19 protein-coding genes are annotated in these 15,564 nt (G+C 66.9%); 8 read left to right on the top strand and 11 right to left on the bottom strand.

What is annotated here, in order from left to right; all coding sequences use genetic code 11:
• Nucleotides 1-51 precede the first annotated feature (51 nt).
• Nucleotides 52-996: a glycerophosphodiester phosphodiesterase gene (locus FB468_RS09505; protein ID WP_170219694.1), complete on the top strand. Its 945-nt coding sequence runs from the start codon at nt 52-54 to the stop codon at nt 994-996.
• A 44-nt stretch (nt 997-1,040) separates the two neighbouring features.
• Nucleotides 1,041-1,994, top strand: coding sequence for an aldo/keto reductase (locus tag FB468_RS09500; RefSeq protein ID WP_141887134.1), 954 nt, complete (start codon nt 1,041-1,043; stop codon nt 1,992-1,994).
• 142 nt (nt 1,995-2,136) lie between these two features.
• On the opposite strand, the gene upp is transcribed toward FB468_RS09500, so the two are convergent.
• Nucleotides 2,137-2,772: a uracil phosphoribosyltransferase gene (gene upp, locus FB468_RS09495; protein ID WP_141887133.1), complete on the bottom strand. Its 636-nt coding sequence runs from the start codon at nt 2,770-2,772 to the stop codon at nt 2,137-2,139.
• A 26-nt stretch (nt 2,773-2,798) separates the two neighbouring features.
• Between upp and FB468_RS09490 the strand changes: the two genes are divergently transcribed.
• Nucleotides 2,799-3,263 (top strand): nucleoside deaminase, encoded by a 465-nt coding sequence (locus FB468_RS09490; RefSeq protein WP_484177360.1) that lies wholly within the window; start codon nt 2,799-2,801, stop codon nt 3,261-3,263.
• A 196-nt stretch (nt 3,264-3,459) separates the two neighbouring features.
• Here FB468_RS09490 and FB468_RS09485 read toward each other — a convergent pair whose 3' ends face one another.
• From FB468_RS09485 to FB468_RS09465, 5 genes are all read right to left on the bottom strand, one after another.
• Nucleotides 3,460-4,569 carry an ABC transporter ATP-binding protein gene (locus tag FB468_RS09485; protein WP_141887132.1) on the bottom strand — a complete coding sequence of 370 codons (1,110 nt, stop codon included), beginning with the start codon at nt 4,567-4,569 and terminating at the stop codon, nt 3,460-3,462.
• Nucleotides 4,559-5,458 carry an ABC transporter permease gene (locus FB468_RS09480; RefSeq protein WP_246055832.1) on the bottom strand — a complete coding sequence of 300 codons (900 nt, stop codon included), beginning with the start codon at nt 5,456-5,458 and terminating at the stop codon, nt 4,559-4,561. The genes FB468_RS09485 and FB468_RS09480 overlap by 11 nt, the downstream gene beginning before the upstream one ends.
• Nucleotides 5,455-6,300, bottom strand: a complete 846-nt coding sequence (locus FB468_RS09475; protein ID WP_141887131.1) for an ABC transporter permease — start codon at nt 6,298-6,300, stop codon at nt 5,455-5,457. The genes FB468_RS09480 and FB468_RS09475 overlap by 4 nt, the downstream gene beginning before the upstream one ends.
• A gap of 62 nt (nt 6,301-6,362) precedes the next feature.
• Nucleotides 6,363-7,523, bottom strand: a complete 1,161-nt coding sequence (locus tag FB468_RS09470) for an ABC transporter substrate-binding protein (RefSeq protein WP_141887130.1) — start codon at nt 7,521-7,523, stop codon at nt 6,363-6,365.
• A gap of 223 nt (nt 7,524-7,746) precedes the next feature.
• The gene (locus FB468_RS09465) at nt 7,747-8,352 is read right to left on the bottom strand and encodes a flavin reductase family protein (RefSeq protein ID WP_141887129.1); all 606 of its coding nucleotides are present in this window, start codon (nt 8,350-8,352) and stop codon (nt 7,747-7,749) included.
• Between the two features lie 66 nt (nt 8,353-8,418).
• On the opposite strand from FB468_RS09465, the gene FB468_RS09460 reads away from it, so the two are divergent.
• Nucleotides 8,419-9,141, top strand: coding sequence for a helix-turn-helix domain-containing protein (locus FB468_RS09460; protein WP_141887128.1), 723 nt, complete (start codon nt 8,419-8,421; stop codon nt 9,139-9,141).
• An 86-nt stretch (nt 9,142-9,227) separates the two neighbouring features.
• On the opposite strand, the gene FB468_RS09455 is transcribed toward FB468_RS09460, so the two are convergent.
• On the bottom strand, nt 9,228-9,497 hold the full coding sequence (locus tag FB468_RS09455) for a DUF4031 domain-containing protein (protein ID WP_141887127.1): 270 nt from the start codon (nt 9,495-9,497) through the stop codon (nt 9,228-9,230).
• A 4-nt stretch (nt 9,498-9,501) separates the two neighbouring features.
• Nucleotides 9,502-10,464, bottom strand: coding sequence for a cation diffusion facilitator family transporter (locus FB468_RS09450; protein ID WP_141887126.1), 963 nt, complete (start codon nt 10,462-10,464; stop codon nt 9,502-9,504).
• A gap of 123 nt (nt 10,465-10,587) precedes the next feature.
• On the opposite strand from FB468_RS09450, the gene proC reads away from it, so the two are divergent.
• A complete protein-coding gene (gene proC, locus FB468_RS09445; protein WP_246055830.1) occupies nt 10,588-11,439 on the top strand; it encodes a pyrroline-5-carboxylate reductase in 852 nt (283 codons plus the stop codon).
• Nucleotides 11,440-11,690: 251 nt separating this feature from the next.
• Here the strand turns inward: proC and FB468_RS09440 are convergent, their stop codons facing one another.
• Nucleotides 11,691-12,356, bottom strand: coding sequence for a potassium channel family protein (locus FB468_RS09440; protein ID WP_141887125.1), 666 nt, complete (start codon nt 12,354-12,356; stop codon nt 11,691-11,693).
• Complete coding sequence (locus FB468_RS09435; protein ID WP_342777248.1) at nt 12,349-13,785, bottom strand: TrkH family potassium uptake protein; 1,437 nt, start codon at nt 13,783-13,785, stop codon at nt 12,349-12,351. The genes FB468_RS09440 and FB468_RS09435 overlap by 8 nt, the downstream gene beginning before the upstream one ends.
• A gap of 72 nt (nt 13,786-13,857) precedes the next feature.
• Between FB468_RS09435 and FB468_RS09430 the strand changes: the two genes are divergently transcribed.
• Together FB468_RS09430 and FB468_RS09425 are read left to right on the top strand one after the other, a co-directional pair.
• Nucleotides 13,858-14,322 (top strand): ArsR/SmtB family transcription factor, encoded by a 465-nt coding sequence (locus tag FB468_RS09430; RefSeq protein ID WP_141887123.1) that lies wholly within the window; start codon nt 13,858-13,860, stop codon nt 14,320-14,322.
• 100 nt (nt 14,323-14,422) lie between these two features.
• Nucleotides 14,423-14,521: a 30S ribosomal protein bS22 gene (locus FB468_RS09425; RefSeq protein ID WP_005504750.1), complete on the top strand. Its 99-nt coding sequence runs from the start codon at nt 14,423-14,425 to the stop codon at nt 14,519-14,521.
• 92 nt (nt 14,522-14,613) lie between these two features.
• Here FB468_RS09425 and FB468_RS09420 read toward each other — a convergent pair whose 3' ends face one another.
• Nucleotides 14,614-15,207 (bottom strand): hypothetical protein, encoded by a 594-nt coding sequence (locus tag FB468_RS09420; RefSeq protein ID WP_141887122.1) that lies wholly within the window; start codon nt 15,205-15,207, stop codon nt 14,614-14,616.
• Nucleotides 15,208-15,246: 39 nt separating this feature from the next.
• On the opposite strand from FB468_RS09420, the gene FB468_RS09415 reads away from it, so the two are divergent.
• Nucleotides 15,247-15,540: a glutaredoxin family protein gene (locus FB468_RS09415; protein WP_141887121.1), complete on the top strand. Its 294-nt coding sequence runs from the start codon at nt 15,247-15,249 to the stop codon at nt 15,538-15,540.
• Nucleotides 15,541-15,564: the final 24 nt, after the last annotated feature.

Below are 15,564 nucleotides of genomic sequence, written 5' to 3'. Positions count from 1 at the left end.
CAGAGACAGGAGCACAGCTTGTACCGAATCCTCGCCGCACGGCTCGCCCTGATGTCAGACTTGATCCTGCCCCGCAGCGCGCCCCTCGCGGCAGTGCGAACCGCGAGCGAAACGCCCCGAATTCGCAGTGTCGCCGCGGCCCGCACGGCGCTTCTCGCCGCCGTGTTCGTGCTCGCCCTCGTCGCGGGCGTCGGCACGAATCCCTACTCCGCGCGCGCGAGTGTGCTCCAACTGCACGGCGCGCTGAGCCGCGTCGAGGGGTTTGGGATCATCTCCCACCGCGGTGCCGCCGCGCTCGCCCCCGAGAACACGCTCGCCGCGATGCGCCTGGCGTTCGATCAGGGCGTCGACTTTGTCGAGGCCGACCTGCATCTGACGGCCGACGGCGTGCCCGTGCTCATGCACGACCCGACGCTCGACCGCACGACGACGGGCTCCGGCGCGGTGGCTGCGCACACGCTCGCGCAGCTCGAGGGCCTCGACGCCGGGTCGTGGTTCGATGGCGCCTACTTGGGCGAGCGCGTTCCGACGCTCGAAGCGTTTCTCGACGAGCTCGCTCCGACGAACAGCCGGGCTCTGATTGAGCTGAAGGGGGTCTGGAGCGACGAGCAGGTCGCGTCGGCGGTCGCAATGCTCGGGGACCGCTACCTCGTCGACCGGGTCGCGTTCGAGTCGTTCGAGGTCGAGAACCTTGAGCGCCTCGCAGTGCTCGCCCCCGAATACGCGCGGGTGATGCTCACGCGCGAGTGGAACCGGCCGACGCTTGAGCTCGCAGCAGCGCTGAAGGTGTCGGCGATTGGCGCGCGGAACGAGGTGTTCGAGCGAGACTTCGCACTCATCGACGAGGCACGGGTGCTTGGCATCGGCACGATGGTGTACACGCTCAACACCCCGAAGCAGTGGGCGAAGGCCCGCGAGCACGGCATCGACCTCGTCATCACCGACGACCCTGTGTCGCTCGACGAATGGCGACAGTCCTCCAGCCCGAGCGTGTAGCGTCGAAAGCGGTGCGCGTTCGGCACCTCTTTCGAAGGAGCAACATGTCCACACGGGTTCGCATCGGTACGTCTGCGCTCGAGGTAGCGCCCCTCGCCCTGGGCGCGAACGTGTTCGGCTGGACGGCCGGGCGCAACGAGTCGTTCGCGGTGCTTGACGGCTTCGCCGCTGGCGGCGGCGACTTCATTGACACGGCCGACGGCTACTCGGCCTGGGCGCCCGGAAACAGCGGCGGCGAATCAGAGACGATCATCGGCGAATGGCTGCGGGCTCGCGGCTCGCGCGACGCGGTGACCGTCGCGACCAAGGTATCGACGCACCCGGAGTTTACGGGCCTCGCTGCCGCGAATGTGCGGGCGGCCGCCGACGCGTCGCTCGCTCGTCTGCAGACCGACCGCATCGACCTCTACTACGCCCACTTCGACGACGCAGAGACGCCGCTCGAGGAAACCGTCGCAGCGTTCTCAGGGCTCGTTGACGCGGGCAAGATCCGCGCCATCGGTGTTTCGAACTACACGGCCGAGCGCGTCGCCGAGTGGTTCGCGATCGCCCGGGCAGGCGGATATCACCTGCCCGTCGCACTGCAGCCGCACTACAACCTGCTCGAGCGCGACTTCGAGACAAACGGCCTGCGCGATGTCGCGGCGGCCGAGCAGCTCGCGGTGTTCCCGTACTTCGGGCTCGCGAAGGGCTTCCTCGCGGGGAAGTACCGAGATGACGCCGCCGCAACCGCGGCCGGTGCGAGCCCACGCGCCGCCCAGGCCGTCACTTACCTTGACGACCGCGGCCGCAGCATGCTCGCAGCGCTCGACGCTATCGCCGAGCGTGAGGGCGTCGAAGTCGCGAGCGTCTCGCTCGCGTGGCTGCGGCGGCAGCCCACCATCGGCGGCCCGATCGCGAGCGCCCGCACCACGGAGCAGTTGGCCGCGCTTCTCGCATCGATGAACCTCGAACTGGGTGATGAGGATCTGCGCGCCCTGAGCGCCGCCGCCGCGTAAGAGCGCCGTCGGGGCGCCCCGCGCCGTGTCTCCGGCCGTGCGTTGCGCCTGAGCGTTGCGCCGAGGAACGCGAAGAGCCGCCAGCACCCGAGGGGGCGCTGGCGGCTCTTTGTTTGGTTCGGAAACCTACGTTGGCCCGGTGCTACTCCGCCGTGCCGTAGAGGCGGTCGCCCGCGTCGCCGAGGCCCGGAACGATGTAGGCGTGCTCGTCGAGCCCCTCGTCGAGGGCGCCGAGCACGAGGGTGACATTCCGGTCACCCGCGGCCTTGCGCATCGCCTCAACGCCTTCGGGGGTGCCAAGGATGCAGATCGCGGTGATGTCGTCGGCGCCGCGCGCGAACAGGAAGTCGATTGCTGCTGCGAGCGAGCCGCCGGTCGCGAGCATGGGGTCGAGCACGAAGCACTGACGCCCGGCGAGCGAGTCGGGGAGACGCTCTGCGTAGGTCGTGGGCTCGAGGGTTTCCTCGTCACGCACCATGCCGAGGAACCCGACCTCGGCGGTAGGTACGAGCTTCACCATGCCCTCGAGCATGCCGAGGCCCGCGCGCAGAATCGGCACGATGAGCGGCAGCGGCTCACTCAGCCGCACGCCCGTGGTCTTGGCGACCGGGGTCTGGATCTCGAGCGGGGAGACGCGCACCTCGCGGGTTGCCTCGTAGGCAAGCAGCGTCATGATTTCCTCAACAAGGAGGCGGAACGTGGGCTGCGGCGTTTTCGCGTCGCGCAGCACCGTCAGTTTGTGTGTGATCAGTGGATGATCTGCAACGAAGACTCGCATACGCCTATTCTATTGCCGTGACCACCATCCCTCCATCACCAGACGAGCTCACAGCCATGGAGCGCGCCCTCGAGTCAGCGCGTGAGGCTGCGGCTGCGGGGGAGATCCCTGTCGGCGCCGTCGTCCTCGGCTCCGATGGCGAGGTGCTCGCGACGGGCCGCAACCGGCGCCTCACAAGCACCGACCCCACGGGGCACGCGGAGGTGATCGCGATTCGTGGCGCCGCGGAGGCGATAGGCGACCGCTTTCTCACCGATTGCACGCTCGTCGTCACGCTTGAGCCGTGCGTGATGTGCGCGGGCGTCATCCTCGCGGCGCGGGTGCCTCGGGTCGTGTTCGGGGCGTGGGACGACAAGGCCGGCGCGGTGGGCAGCGTGTATGACCTACTGCGCGACGGCAGGCTGCCGCACCCCGTTCCCGAGGTTGTCGCTGGGGTGCGGGCGGCGGAGAGCGCTGAACTTTTGGAAGCGTTCTTCTCGGAGCGCCGCTAGGCGGGTGGCCCCGCCACTCCCCGCCAGCCCCGGGCCCTGCCGGACCGCCACTCCGCGCCCGAACACCCCAATCTCTTCTGCGCACATCCTTTTACGCGTGTTTTTGATGTGTGCTCGAGAAAATGATGGGGCGAGGACGAGGACGAGGGTGCGGGTGCGGGCGAGGGCGTGAGCGTGAGCGTGAGCGCGTGCGGGATTACGAGACAGCGACGGGCTCGGCCGCGAACGAGACCGAGACCTGGTCACCCGCGGCGTATGCGATGTCTGCCCCGTGCTGGGCCGCGATCGTCGTGCCGTCGTTAAGCTCAACCACCGTGCGCCTAATCGAGCCGAGGAAGCCGCTCGATACAACCGTGCCACCAGCGCCAGCGCCAGCCCCAGCACCAGCAGAGCCCGGTCCCGGAGACGTCGCCACCAACCGCACGTGCTCCGGCCGAACGTACGCCGTCACTGCGGCACCCGCCCCGGCGCTCGACCCCGCCTGCCCGAGCACGGGCAGCACCGCGCCCTGCACGCGCACCACCGTGCCGTCTGGATGCGAGTCGAGTACCCCAGCAACCCGGTTTGAGAGCCCAACGAAGTCGGCGACGAAGGGTGACGCGGGCCGCCGGTAGAGCTCTTCGGGGGTGCCGAGTTGCGCGATCCTGCCCGACTCCATCACCGCGACCCTGTCGGAGATCGCGAGCGCCTCCTCCTGGTCGTGCGTGACGAACACGGTGCTGATGCCGAGCTCGGTCTGAATCGCCCGGATCTGCTCGCGCAGCCGCACGCGAACCTTCGCGTCGAGCGCCGAGAGCGGCTCATCGAGCAGCAGGGCGCGCGGCCGAGTCACGAGGGCGCGCGCGAGCGCGACGCGCTGCTGCTGGCCGCCCGACAGCTCGTGCGGAAAGCGCTCGGCGAGATGGTCGAGGCCCACGATCTCGAGCAGTTCCCCGACCCGCCGCGTGCGCTCGGCGCGGTCGACGCGTCGCATCCGCAGCCCAAACTCGACGTTTCGCGCAACCGAGAGGTGCGGGAACAGTGAGTACTGCTGAAACACCATGCCGATGTCGCGGCGGCTCACGGGCACTCGGGTGACGTCTTCGTCGCCGAGCAGGATCCGCCCGCCCGAGACCTGCTCGAGCCCCGCAATGCAGCGCAGCGCCGTCGTCTTCCCGCACCCCGAGGGGCCGAGCAGACAGACGAGCTCGCCGGGCTCGAGCGCGAGGTCGACGCCGTGCAGCACCGTGGTCGAGCCGTAGGACTTCGTGACTGCCTCTAACCTCACGGGTGAGGGCGAGGGGGTTGGGGTGTGGTTAGCGGCCACGGGCGGACTCCTTGGGGCTTTGCGCGGGCACTGTGGCGCGCGCCGAATCGGTTGGGGTGACGGAGCTGCTGGACGATCGAGTGTGTCTATGCCCGCGCCGGCGCGGCGGGCCTCCGGTGGCGCTCACGATGAGCAGCAGCACGAACGCCGCGACGAGCGACACGAGCGATACCGCGACCGCCACGAACGGGTCAGACTTTGAGATCTGTAGCAGCGCGGTCTGCAGCGTCGTGCGGTTGAGCAGCGATGACACGGTGAACTCGCCGAGCACGATCGCGATGGTGATGAGCGATGCCGCGAGCAAGCCCCGCCGCACCCCCGGCGCGATGACGCGGACGAGCACGGTCACCCAGCCCGCGCCGAGCGACCTGGCTGCCTCTGCGCGCACCCTGGCATCCATCCCGGTGAGGTCCGAGACAATCGCCCGGTACGCGAACGGCAGCACGAGCACCCCGTAGGCGAGCGCGAGTGTCCACACGCCAGACCCGAACGCCTGCCCGATAACCCTGTAGATCGACGCGAAGCCGACGACGAGCACGATGGCCGGGATAGCGATCGGCAGCACCGTCAGCAGGTCGAGCGCGCGCTGCAGCCGCGGGAACCGCAGGTGCACGAGCACGATTGTTGGGAAGAACAGCAGGAGCACGATCGCGAGCGAGATCACGGCGAGCAAGAGCGAGTTCTGCACACCCTGCGCGAGCACGCGGTAGCCACGCGCCCTGTCAGGGTCGAACAGTGCCGCCCAGTGCGAGAAATCATGCCCGCCCGCGGTGTTGCGCAGCGTGAACTCGAGCATCGCGACGAGCGGGATGAGAAACACGAGACCGATGACCGCGACGACCAGCCGTGCGACGGCGGGCGACGGGCGCCCGGGGATGCCCGCGCTCACCCCTGCCACCTCGCGGTGCGGGCCATGAGCCGGCCGTAGCCGAACATCACGGCGGTCATGACGACGATCATGCCGAGCGCGAGCACGCCCGCGTTCGAGGCGAGCGAAGCGCCGGTCTCGCCGATGAGCGCGGCCCTGATCTTCAGCGGCACAATCTGCGAGCCCTGGCTGATGAGGGCCGCGGCCGTCGCGTACGAGGAGAACGCGTTCGCGAAGAGCAGCAGCAGCGAGCCGAGGAACGCGGGGGTGAGGATCGGGGCGCCGACCCGCAGCCAGTAGCTGCCGCCACGGCCGCCGAGCGTCGCGACGGCCTCGGCCCACCCCGGCCTGAGCGCGAGCACGGCCGGGAGGAACGTGATGACCATGAGCGGCACTTGGAAGTACAGGTAGGGCAGAATCAGGCCGGGGAGCTCGTACAGCCAGACGCCCTCGGCGTAGATGTCGGTGCCGAGGCGCTCCCTGAGCAGCACCGTGATGAGGCCTTGGCCACCGATCGTGGCGATGAACGCAAAGGCGAGCATGACGCCGCCGAACTGGGCGAGGACGGAACTCGCCGAATCGACGAGGCGGCGGAGCGGACCCTCTTCAGGGAGGGCGGCGAGCGCCCAGCAGAGGATCCCGCCGACAACGGCACCCACCACCGCGGTGACGGCGCTCAGCCAGATGCTCGCCCAGAACGCTGACAGCGTTTCGGGGGCGAACAGCACTGGGATGTTCGCGAGGGTGAACCCGCCCTCGGCGGTGAAGCCTGAGCCGATCGCGATGAGCGTCGGCACGACGAGGAACAGGCAGACATAGGCGGTGAACGGGATGAGTCCGAGCGCCGCGACGGCTTTACGCATGGGGTGATGAAGAAACGTGGAGGCCTGTGCGCCGCGGGTTGCGCGGCGCACAGGCCCGAGCACTACTTGACGACCGCGGCCCAGCGCTCTGCGAGCAGCGCGTTCGCGGCGTCGGTCTGCTTCTGATCCGGCGAAACCCAGTCCTCGGAGCTCGTACCGAAGCTGACCTGCTCGATGAGCTTCTCGTCGACCGAGCCGGCCTCCTTCAGCGCGTCGATCCTGACCGGCACCGCGTTGCCCTCAAGGAACAGCGCCTGCGCCTCGTCAGAGAAGATCCACTCCTGCCACAGGCGGGCAGCGGCGGGGTGGGGTGCGTCGGCGTTGATGGCCTCGTTGTAGAACGACACGTAGACGGGACCGTCGAGCACGGTGGTCTTCCAGCTCGGCTTGTCAGCGGCCGCAGCGATGTTGTTGAACGACCAGTCGAAGACCGCGGGGGTCTCGCCCGACGCGATCGTCGCAGGGGTCGGGTCGACGGTGAGGAAGTTGCCCGCGTCGCGGAGCTTCTGCGCGAAGTCGACGCCCGGGCCGAAATCGTCAACGCCACCGCCGTTCAGCGCCGAGATCGAACCGACCGCGGCGAACGCCGCACCTGCCTGCGTCGGGTCGCCGTTGAGTGCGACCGCGCCCTTGAACTCCGCCCCGAGCAGGTCGTCGAGCTTCTTCGGCTCCGAGAGCTTATCCGAGTCGTAGCCGAGCGACATGATGCCCGAGTAATTGTTCACCCAGAGCCCCGTCGATTCCTTGTTCTCGGCCGGAATCTCATCCCACTTCTCGACCTTGTACGCAGCGAACTTGTCGGTGTTCGCGAGTGCGACGGCGGCGCCGAGGTCGAAGACGTCGGGCGCGGTGTCCTGCCCCTTGAGGTTTTCGGCTGCCTGGATCTCCTCGGCGCTCGACGCGTCCGGCGACGCGGAGTTCACCGTGATGCCGTACTTGTCTTCGAAGCCGGCGATGATCTCGCCGTAGTTCGCCCAGTCCTCGGGGAGCGCGACAACGTTGAGCTCGCCCTCGGCCTTCGCCGCCTCGACGAGGCCGTCGAACCCGCCGAAGTCTGCGGCGCTTGTCGCCGTTGCGGCATCGACCGAGCCGTCGGCCCCGCCGTCCGTAGCCGGAGCGCCCGACGAGCACGCAGCGAGGGTGCCGGTGAGTGCGAGCACGCCCGCCGCCAGCGCGGCCCGGCGGATGAAGACACGTGAAGTCACAGTGAGCCTTTCGTTCATGTCGCGGGGCTCACCCGGGCCGGCAATGGCGCCGCCCCGATCCTGAGTTCCCCGATCTGACGGGTCAACGATAGAAAGGCCCGGCGAACGAGAGTGCACCGTAAAGTGGCCGGGCGGTAAACGGCTGGCGATCGTTCTCGAAACTCGCCGGATAGCGCGAGTTCTCCGTTGAGTTCACCGCTGGCCTACGGGCAAGACGTGGTGTGCACTTGCTCCGAAGCACTCACCATTCTGCTCGAAAGTTGACCCCGACTCGCTCGCCTTGTGAGAAGTAGTGGCGGAACGTGTAATACATCGGGTTCCAAGCCTCGAGATTGATGTGTGAGGTTCCTGGCATTGCGAGACACCGGTGCACGTGGGTGCGCAGGACCTTCGCGTGGACGGTCGTGGCGTCCCCTGTGGCACCCAGAGGTGTCATGTTCGTAACGCGAGCCTCTATTTGAACCGGGCACTGAGCGATCCGCGGGGGCGCGACAGCCTCGCTGGGTCGCGGAGTGAACCCGCCGAGTGCCCACTTGTTCGGCTCATATCGGTACCTTTCCTGCTTGAGTGGCGGGACCTTGGTAGCGCCGGTCGTCTTAGCGATCCGCTCGACTGATTCCCAGAGCGGGGCGTCTGGCAGGTTGATAACGAGCTCGCCATTCTCGCGGAGATTGCTCATCGCGTGGCTGAGGTTGCTCAGCCCGAGGACGTAGGTATCATCCAACGCCCAGGCCGACGAGATAGGCGTGATGTTCGCCACGGCATCACTGGCCTTCCCCGTGGTGAGTAGGGCCACGGGAGTGCCAAAGTAGAACACGGAGGGGTCGATCGAAAGAGTCGAGTACATGCGATCCAGTCTGCGGGGCGAACTGTTCGGCCTGGCCCGAACACTGCCGACGATAGAGTTCTCGGCATGGAAGAGACGAGCAGCCCGGCCTTGGCGGCGACGGCCGCCGTACTCGCCAACGACGCCCGTGCGTCGATGCTGCTGCTCATGCTCGACGGGAGGGCCTGGACGCTTACCGAACTGTCTCGGGGCACCGGGATCGCGAGGTCCTCAGCGAGCGAGCATGCGGACAAGCTGCTCGACAGTGGGCTCGCCGAAGAAGTGCGACAGGGGAGGCACCGGTACCTTCGGCTCGCTGGCACACAGGCTGCAGCACTGGTCGAGTCCCTGGCATCGTTCTCCGGTCGAGTCCGGCCTGCCAAACAGTCGCTTGATGCCCAACACCGTGACCGCGCCATCAGAGAGGCTCGTACCTGCTACCGGCACCTCGCGGGCAAACTCGGCGTTGCGCTCGCCGATGGCATGCGCGCGAGAGGCTTTCTTGAGTCTGACTTCAGTCTCGCTCCGCCGGGACGGGCCTGGTTGGAGTCTCTCGGGATCGACCTGCCGGTGCACCCGAGGCGCCCCCTCACCCGTCCATGCCTTGATTGGACGGAGCGACGCGACCATGTCGCCGGGCTGGCCGCAGAGATGCTGCTTGACACGCTCAAGCACAGAGCATGGATCGAATCGCTCCCCTCGAGCACCCGTGCAGTGAGGCTCACCTCAGCAGGTGAGGAAAATCTCGCGAGCATACTGCAGCAAGACCTGCCCCGGCACGCGCCGATACCCCGCAGCGCGCCTGCTTGAGCACCCGAACGGTATCTGGCTCATAGCGACTCAAAGCGCTGTGTCCACGTTCGCTGCGCGCTTCGGTCAGACCGCCGGCCACAGCGCTAGCGGCCTCGCCGCTCCCGCGTCGTCACGCGCAGCCCCGAGGCGATCAATCGCCGCACGAGCTCGCGCCCACCGACGTGGGTCGCGCCCGCTGCGATGAGCGCCGCGTGCATGTCAGCCGGCACGTCGTAGTGGTCGATGTCGAAGCCTCGCCTCGGGATACCGTTCGCCTCCGCGAACGCGTGCAACTCTTCGAGGTTGTCGTCGCTCACGAGGTGCGCCCACAGTTTGCCGTGCGCCGGCCAGCTGGGGTCGTCGATGAGCACCATCTCGCTAGTCGCTTGAGAGCATGACGATTGAGCTCGTCGTCGGCGTCGGCAGGTTCGGGTCGAGCCACACGTCGGGCTCGATGTAGATGACCTTCGCCGCAGGCACCACATCACGGATGCGACGCTCGGCGAGGTTGATGATCACGGAAACCTCGGACATCGTCGTCGTCGCGGGCAGCGAGACCTTCGCACCGACCATGATCTCGTCGGGGCCGAGGTACAGGGTCTTCATGTGAATGATCCTGTCGATCTCCTTCGCATCGGCGAGCGCGAACTGAATCTTCTTCACGTCTTCTTCCGACGCGCCCTCGCCAACGAGCAGGCTCTTGGTCTCGACGCCGATGATCACGGCAACCGCGATGAGCAAGAGACCAATAAGGATCGTCGCCGACGCGTCAAACACGGTGTTTCCCGTGAGCGCGGTGAGGCCGACGCCGATGAACGCGAACGTCAGGCCGGTGAGGGCCGCGAAATCCTCGAGCAGGATCACCGGGAGCTCCGGCGACTTCGAGCGCCGAATGAAGGCGAGCCAGCCGCTCTTGCCCTTCAGCGGCTTGCTTTCCTTGATCGCGGTGCGCAGCGACAGGCTTTCGAGCACGATCGCGATGGCAAGCACCGCGAGCGGCAGCCACCACATCTCGAGCGTGTGCGGGTCGCGGATCTTGGAGATGCCCTCCCAGATCGAGAACAGGCCGCCGACGGCGAAGAGCACAACCGCGACGATGAACGCGTACACGTAGCGCTCACGCCCGTAGCCGAACGGGTGATCCTGATCTGCCTCGCGCTTCGCCTTCCGCCCGCCGAGCAGCAGGAGCAGTTGGTTGCCGGAATCGGCGAGCGAGTGCACGCCCTCCGCGAGCATCGCCGAGGAGCCCGAGAGCGCCCACGCGATGAACTTCGTTACGGCGATGCCAACATTCGCGAGGAGCGCTGCGATGATCGCGCGCTTGCCACCTTCACTGCTCATTGTGCCTCCTGGGTTTCATGCCCTCGGCCTCAAGTGTATGCGTAGCCGTATGCTTTGCCAGGGGGCTGAGGTTTCTGAGCATCGTATGCACACGGCAACGCGCATCTCGGGCAGACTGGAACTATGACGACGCAGCCAGAGCCAGCAACGCTTCCCCGCACCGCAATGATCGGAGTCGGTTCGATGGGAGGTGCGATCCTCGCCGGGCTGCGCAGCCCCGACGTTGACATCGCGCTGCCGATCACCGTCACGACGAACTCAGCCGCGAGTGCCGCAGAGTTCGCGGGTGCCGAAGACGTTGTCGCGCACGCCGCAGAGACCGAGCCCGAGGCAAACCGCATCGCGGTTCGTGATGCCGAGCTCGTGATGCTCGCCGTCAAGCCGTGGATGATCGCGGACGTCGCGCGCGAGATCGCGGCCGACCTGAAGCCCGGAACGATCGTCGTGAGCGTCGCGGCCGGAGTCTCATGCGCGCAGATCGAGGCCGAGCTGCCCGAGGCGCAGGTCGTGCGCGCGATGCCGAACACCCCCTCCCACCTCGGCAGGGGCGTCACGGGCGTCGCCGGCGGCGAGTCTGCGTCGGCTGAGTCGGTCGAGACCGTGCGCCGCCTGTTCGAAACCGTCGGCGATGTCATCGTCGTGCGTGAAGACCAGATCAACGACGTCGCCGCCGTCTCTGGCTCGGGCCCCGCGTACGTCTTCCTCTACGTCGAGGAGATGACAGCCGCAGCGATTCGCCGCGGGTTCACCCCAGAGCAGGCCCGAGTGCTCGTGAACGGCACCGTGTCGGGTGCCGCCGAGCTGCTCGTGCAGAGTGGCGAAGAGCCCGCCCAGCTGCGCCGCAACGTGACGAGTCCGAAGGGAACAACCGAGCAGGCAGTGCTCGTGCTGCAGGACGCGGGGTGGGGAGAACTCTTTGACCGCGCGCTCGCCGCAAACGTGCGCCGCTCTGAGGAGCTTGAGCGCGGGGAGTAGCTCGGTTGCTGCCGGTTGCTTGTGGCGCAGCCCGGATACTGCTTGTGTAGCCCGGTTGCTTTTTGCGCAGCGTATGCAATCGGCAGTAGCTATGCCGACCCGGCCCGAAGTGGGGATATCTCGTGCAGATCCCATGGCGAAGGGCTGAGTCGGGGCTCTTTCGGGCCTGGCCGGGGCTCTTTCGGGCCTGGCCGGGGCCTCGGGGCTGAGCCAAAGCGCCTCCGGGCCTGGCCGGGGTGCCCCGGCCCCGACTAACCGATCGTTGCGAACCTCTCGACGTCTGCCGCCGTGCCCGACACGATGATGAGGTCGTGCCTGGAAATCATGGTCTCCTGCGTCGCGTGCGTGAACGGCTCACCCGGCGTCTTCACGCCAACCACCGTGACGCGGTAGCGGGTGCGAACGCCGCTCTCCCGCAGGGTGCGCCCGCGAACCGAGCGGGGCGGGTACATCTTCGCGATGACGTAGTTGTCGTCGAACTGGATGAAGTCGAGCATCGCCCCGGAGAGCAGGTGGGCGACGCGCTCGCCCGCCTCACGCTCGGGGTAGATGACGTGGTTCACACCAATTCGCTCGAGGATCTTGCCGTGCGAATGCGAGATCGCCTTGGCCCAGATCTGCGGCACGCCGAGGTCGACGAGGTTTGCTGCGATGAGCACGCTTGACTCGATCGAGGCACCCGTCGCGACGACGGCGATCTGAAACTCGTCGGCGCCGATCTGCTGCAGCGCCTCCATCGAGCGGGCGTCGGCCTGCACGGCGTGGGTCACGCGATCCGACCACTTCTGCACGAGCTCGGCGTTGTTGTCGACGACGAGCACCTCGCGATCCTGTCTGTCGAGCTGACCTGCGGTCGAGGCGCCGAACCGGCCGAGGCCGATCACGATGACCGGGGCATCACTTCGAATATCAACCAACGATCGGCCTTTCTTCGGGGAATCTAAAGAGTCTTGAGCGGCTGGTCGCCGCGACGGCGGCGGCGAGGGTGACGGTGCCGACTCGGCCCGCCCACATCGTCGCCGCGAGAACGACCTTGCCCTGGGCGGGCAAGGCCTCTGAGAGGCCGGTACTCAGGCCACAGGTGCCGAACGCCGAGATGACCTCAAACAGGGTCTCGTCGAGCGACGAGCCCGTCATGTGCATGATGATCGTCGTCGAGATGAGCACGATCGTCGCGCCCCAGATGAGCACGGAGACCGCGACGCGGAGCACCTCGGTCGGAATCCGCCGCCCGAAGGCCTGCATATCCTTGTAGCCGCGAGCCTCGGCGTAGGCGGCGAGGAAGAGCACGGCGATCGTCGTGACCTTGATGCCGCCGGCCGTTGACGCCGAGCCGCCGCCGACGAACATGAGCATGTCGATGACGAGCCTCGTCGACCCGTTCATCTCCATCGGGTCGATGATGCCGAGGCCGCCAGACCTCGTCATGATCGACATGTACCAGGCGTCGAAGAGAGTGCGGCCGACGGGCTCGGCCCCCAGCGTGGCCGGGTTGTTCCACTCGAGCGAGGTAATGAGCAGCCAGCCGAGAATCACGAATACGAGGGTCGTCGCCAGCGTCAGCTTGGCGTGGAGCCCGATGTGGCGGCGTTTCTCAGCGCCCTTCACGACGTAGCGGTACAGCGCGAAGATGACGGGGAAGCCGATGCTGCCGAGAAACACGCCGAGCGCGAGCACCGTGAGCAGGTAGTAGTCGCCGAGGTACGGTTCGAGGCCTCCGGCGAGCGGCACAAACCCGGTGTTTGTGAACGCCGAAGCCGCGAGATAGAAGCCATTCCAGAGCGCGTGCCAGAATTCCATGCCCTCGGCCATGAGGCGGGGCGTGATGAGGAGCGTGAGGCCGGCCTCAATGACGAGCAGGCTGATCGCCACCGCAGACAGTAGCCCGCCGATATCACCGAGCCCGACAGCCTGGCTCTCGGAGGCACCGCGGGTGGTGCGGTTCGGGTTGGTGTCGCTCGCGATGAGCAGTCGCTGCCGCAGCCCCATGCGCCGCGTCACGGTGATGCCGAGCATGCTCGCGATGGTGAGGACGCCGACGCCGCCGATCTGAATGCCGAGCAGGATCACGACCTCGCCAAACAGCGACCAGTGCGTCGCCATGTCGACTGTGGAGAGGCCCGTCACGCAAATCGCGGAGACGGCGGTGAAGAGAGCGTCGGCGAGCGGCGTGATCTCAGACGTCGAGCTCGAGATGGGAAGCGCGAGGAGCGCGGTCCAGATCGCTACGAGGCTCGTGAAGACAAGGATCGCGAACCGGGCAGGCGTCGTGTGGATGAGCGCATGGAACCACGACGACCTTTTCCCCTGGAAGGGAGCCCGGTTGGTGAGTGCGCTTGAGCTCACTTCTCCTTCTTTCAGCGAACGTTGGGGGCCAATGTTGTCATGCTACACACTGGTCGGGATACCCTGGTGTCTATGCCAGACATTTTCGGAGTGATCGCGGACGCGACCAGGCGTGACATCTTGCAGGTGCTTCTCGACCGTCACGTCGACGACGCCGAAATGAGCGTCTCCGAGATTGTCAACCAGCTTGAGATCAGCCAGCCTACAGTTTCGAAGCACCTGAAGGTGCTTCGCGACGCCGAACTCGTCACAGTTCGTGAGGAGGGGCAGCACCGTTTCTACTCGCTGAACGCCGAGCCGCTCGAGATGGTTGAGGATTTCGTGATCCCGTTCCTCTCTGCCGGCTTCGACACCGAGGTCACCGTCGAGTACCTCGACGGCAACGGCTCAACCGTGACCGGGCCCGAGGGGTTGCAAGACGGCGAGCCGGTTTTGCCCGAGGAAGCCGCGAGCGCCGCGGAGCGGATTGGTCGCGCTGCGGCTGTCGCTGAACACCGTGTGAAGGAGCTCGTTGCGCGCTTTAAGCTGCGCGAATAGCTCGTGAGTTCGCGCGAGCGCGCGCGGCGTTGTAGACTGTTGATCTTGTGGGCCACGTTACGGTTAGGCCCCGTACGGCCCGAGAGACGTGAGGTAACTGATGGGTTCAGTAATCAAGAAGCGCCGCAAGCGTATGTCCAAGAAGAAGCACCGCAAACTGCTTCGGAAGACGCGCCACCAGCGCCGCAACAAGAAGTAGTCATACTGCAAGCGGCCGGCAACGATGTGATCGTTGTCGGCCGCTTTGTTGTTTCCGCGAGAGGCTGGCCGGTTGCCGGCTAAGGCAGCGCCCTACCCGATGAGGGAGCGCACGACCTCGACCGCGGCCTCGCCGTCGAGCGCCGGAGCCCCCGCCCACTGGCCACCACCAACAGTCGCTTCAACGCCCGGAACCCATACCGTCGTGGCGATCGCGCCGGCCACGGCGGTACCAAGCGAGAGTGAGAACGCGACGCCGCCGTTCGAAGTCACCCAACCGTGCTCCAGCACTTCGCCACCGTCCATGTCTGCGATAAGGCTGGTGTCTGGCGTCTCAGACCCCGCCTCGACCGGGGCGAGCTGCACAGAGACCGCGCGAATATTGTCGGGGTTCAGCTCTCCCTCGGCCGTCTCCCATGAGCAGCTGACGCCCCACTCGTCGACGGTGTTTGCCTCGTTCGGTACGAGGCCCGTGATGTACGGCGTGACGACGGCCTCAACCTGAGCGCACGAGGTGATGCCGTCGAGCGAGAACGGGGTGTCGGTGGGTAGTTGCGATGTCGAGCCGGTTGGCGCGTCGGTACCCCCAGTCTTTGGGGTCGTGCTGGTCGCCGGGCCCGCCCCGGCACAGCCCGCCACGAGCAGGAGGGTGAGCGTGACTCCGGTGGCCTGGATGATTCTGCGCATGGGAACGAGGGTAGCGAATGCTCGCCCTAGACTTGAACCGTGGAACCTGTGCGCGTGACCCTCATCGGAAAGCCCGGCTGTCACCTCTGTGATGATGCCCGGGCCGTGATCGAACAGGTGCGGTCGGCCCTCACCGCCGACGGCGTCGCAACGGAACTCGTCGAGCTCGACATCCTCGCGGACGAAGAGCTCGCACGCCTGCACTCGGAAGACATTCCCGTGGTGCGGATCGGGGAGAAGCGGCACGCCATCTGGCACGTCGACGCCGAGAAGTTCGAAGCGGCTGTGCGGCGAGCGGCGGGCGGCGCGAAGAAGTCCTTCTGGCGCCGCTAGGCCCACGATCCACATAGAGAACTG

Origin of the sequence: Leucobacter komagatae, assembly GCF_006716085.1 — a bacterium.
Taxonomy (GTDB): Bacteria; Actinomycetota; Actinomycetes; order Actinomycetales; family Microbacteriaceae; genus Leucobacter; species Leucobacter komagatae.
This window is presented reverse-complemented; position numbering and strand designations above follow the sequence as displayed.

Excerpts from the sequence above, each read along its gene's own strand:
- FB468_RS09505 (WP_170219694.1), top strand. The coding sequence starts at position 52 with ATGTCAGACTTGATCCTGCCCCGCAGCGCGCCCCTCGCGGCAGTGCGA.
- FB468_RS09500 (WP_141887134.1), top strand. The coding sequence starts at position 1,041 with ATGTCCACACGGGTTCGCATCGGTACGTCTGCGCTCGAGGTAGCGCCC.
- upp (WP_141887133.1), bottom strand. The coding sequence starts at position 2,772 with ATGCGAGTCTTCGTTGCAGATCATCCACTGATCACACACAAACTGACG.
- FB468_RS09475 (WP_141887131.1), bottom strand. The coding sequence starts at position 6,300 with ATGCGTAAAGCCGTCGCGGCGCTCGGACTCATCCCGTTCACCGCCTAT.
- FB468_RS09470 (WP_141887130.1), bottom strand. The coding sequence starts at position 7,523 with ATGAACGAAAGGCTCACTGTGACTTCACGTGTCTTCATCCGCCGGGCC.
- FB468_RS09465 (WP_141887129.1), bottom strand. The coding sequence starts at position 8,352 with ATGTACTCGACTCTTTCGATCGACCCCTCCGTGTTCTACTTTGGCACT.
- FB468_RS09460 (WP_141887128.1), top strand. The coding sequence starts at position 8,419 with ATGGAAGAGACGAGCAGCCCGGCCTTGGCGGCGACGGCCGCCGTACTC.
- FB468_RS09455 (WP_141887127.1), bottom strand. The coding sequence starts at position 9,497 with ATGGTGCTCATCGACGACCCCAGCTGGCCGGCGCACGGCAAACTGTGG.
- FB468_RS09450 (WP_141887126.1), bottom strand. The coding sequence starts at position 10,464 with ATGAGCAGTGAAGGTGGCAAGCGCGCGATCATCGCAGCGCTCCTCGCG.
- proC (WP_246055830.1), top strand. The coding sequence starts at position 10,588 with ATGACGACGCAGCCAGAGCCAGCAACGCTTCCCCGCACCGCAATGATC.
- FB468_RS09430 (WP_141887123.1), top strand. The coding sequence starts at position 13,858 with ATGCCAGACATTTTCGGAGTGATCGCGGACGCGACCAGGCGTGACATC.
- FB468_RS09425 (WP_005504750.1), top strand. The coding sequence starts at position 14,423 with ATGGGTTCAGTAATCAAGAAGCGCCGCAAGCGTATGTCCAAGAAGAAG.
- FB468_RS09420 (WP_141887122.1), bottom strand. The coding sequence starts at position 15,207 with ATGCGCAGAATCATCCAGGCCACCGGAGTCACGCTCACCCTCCTGCTC.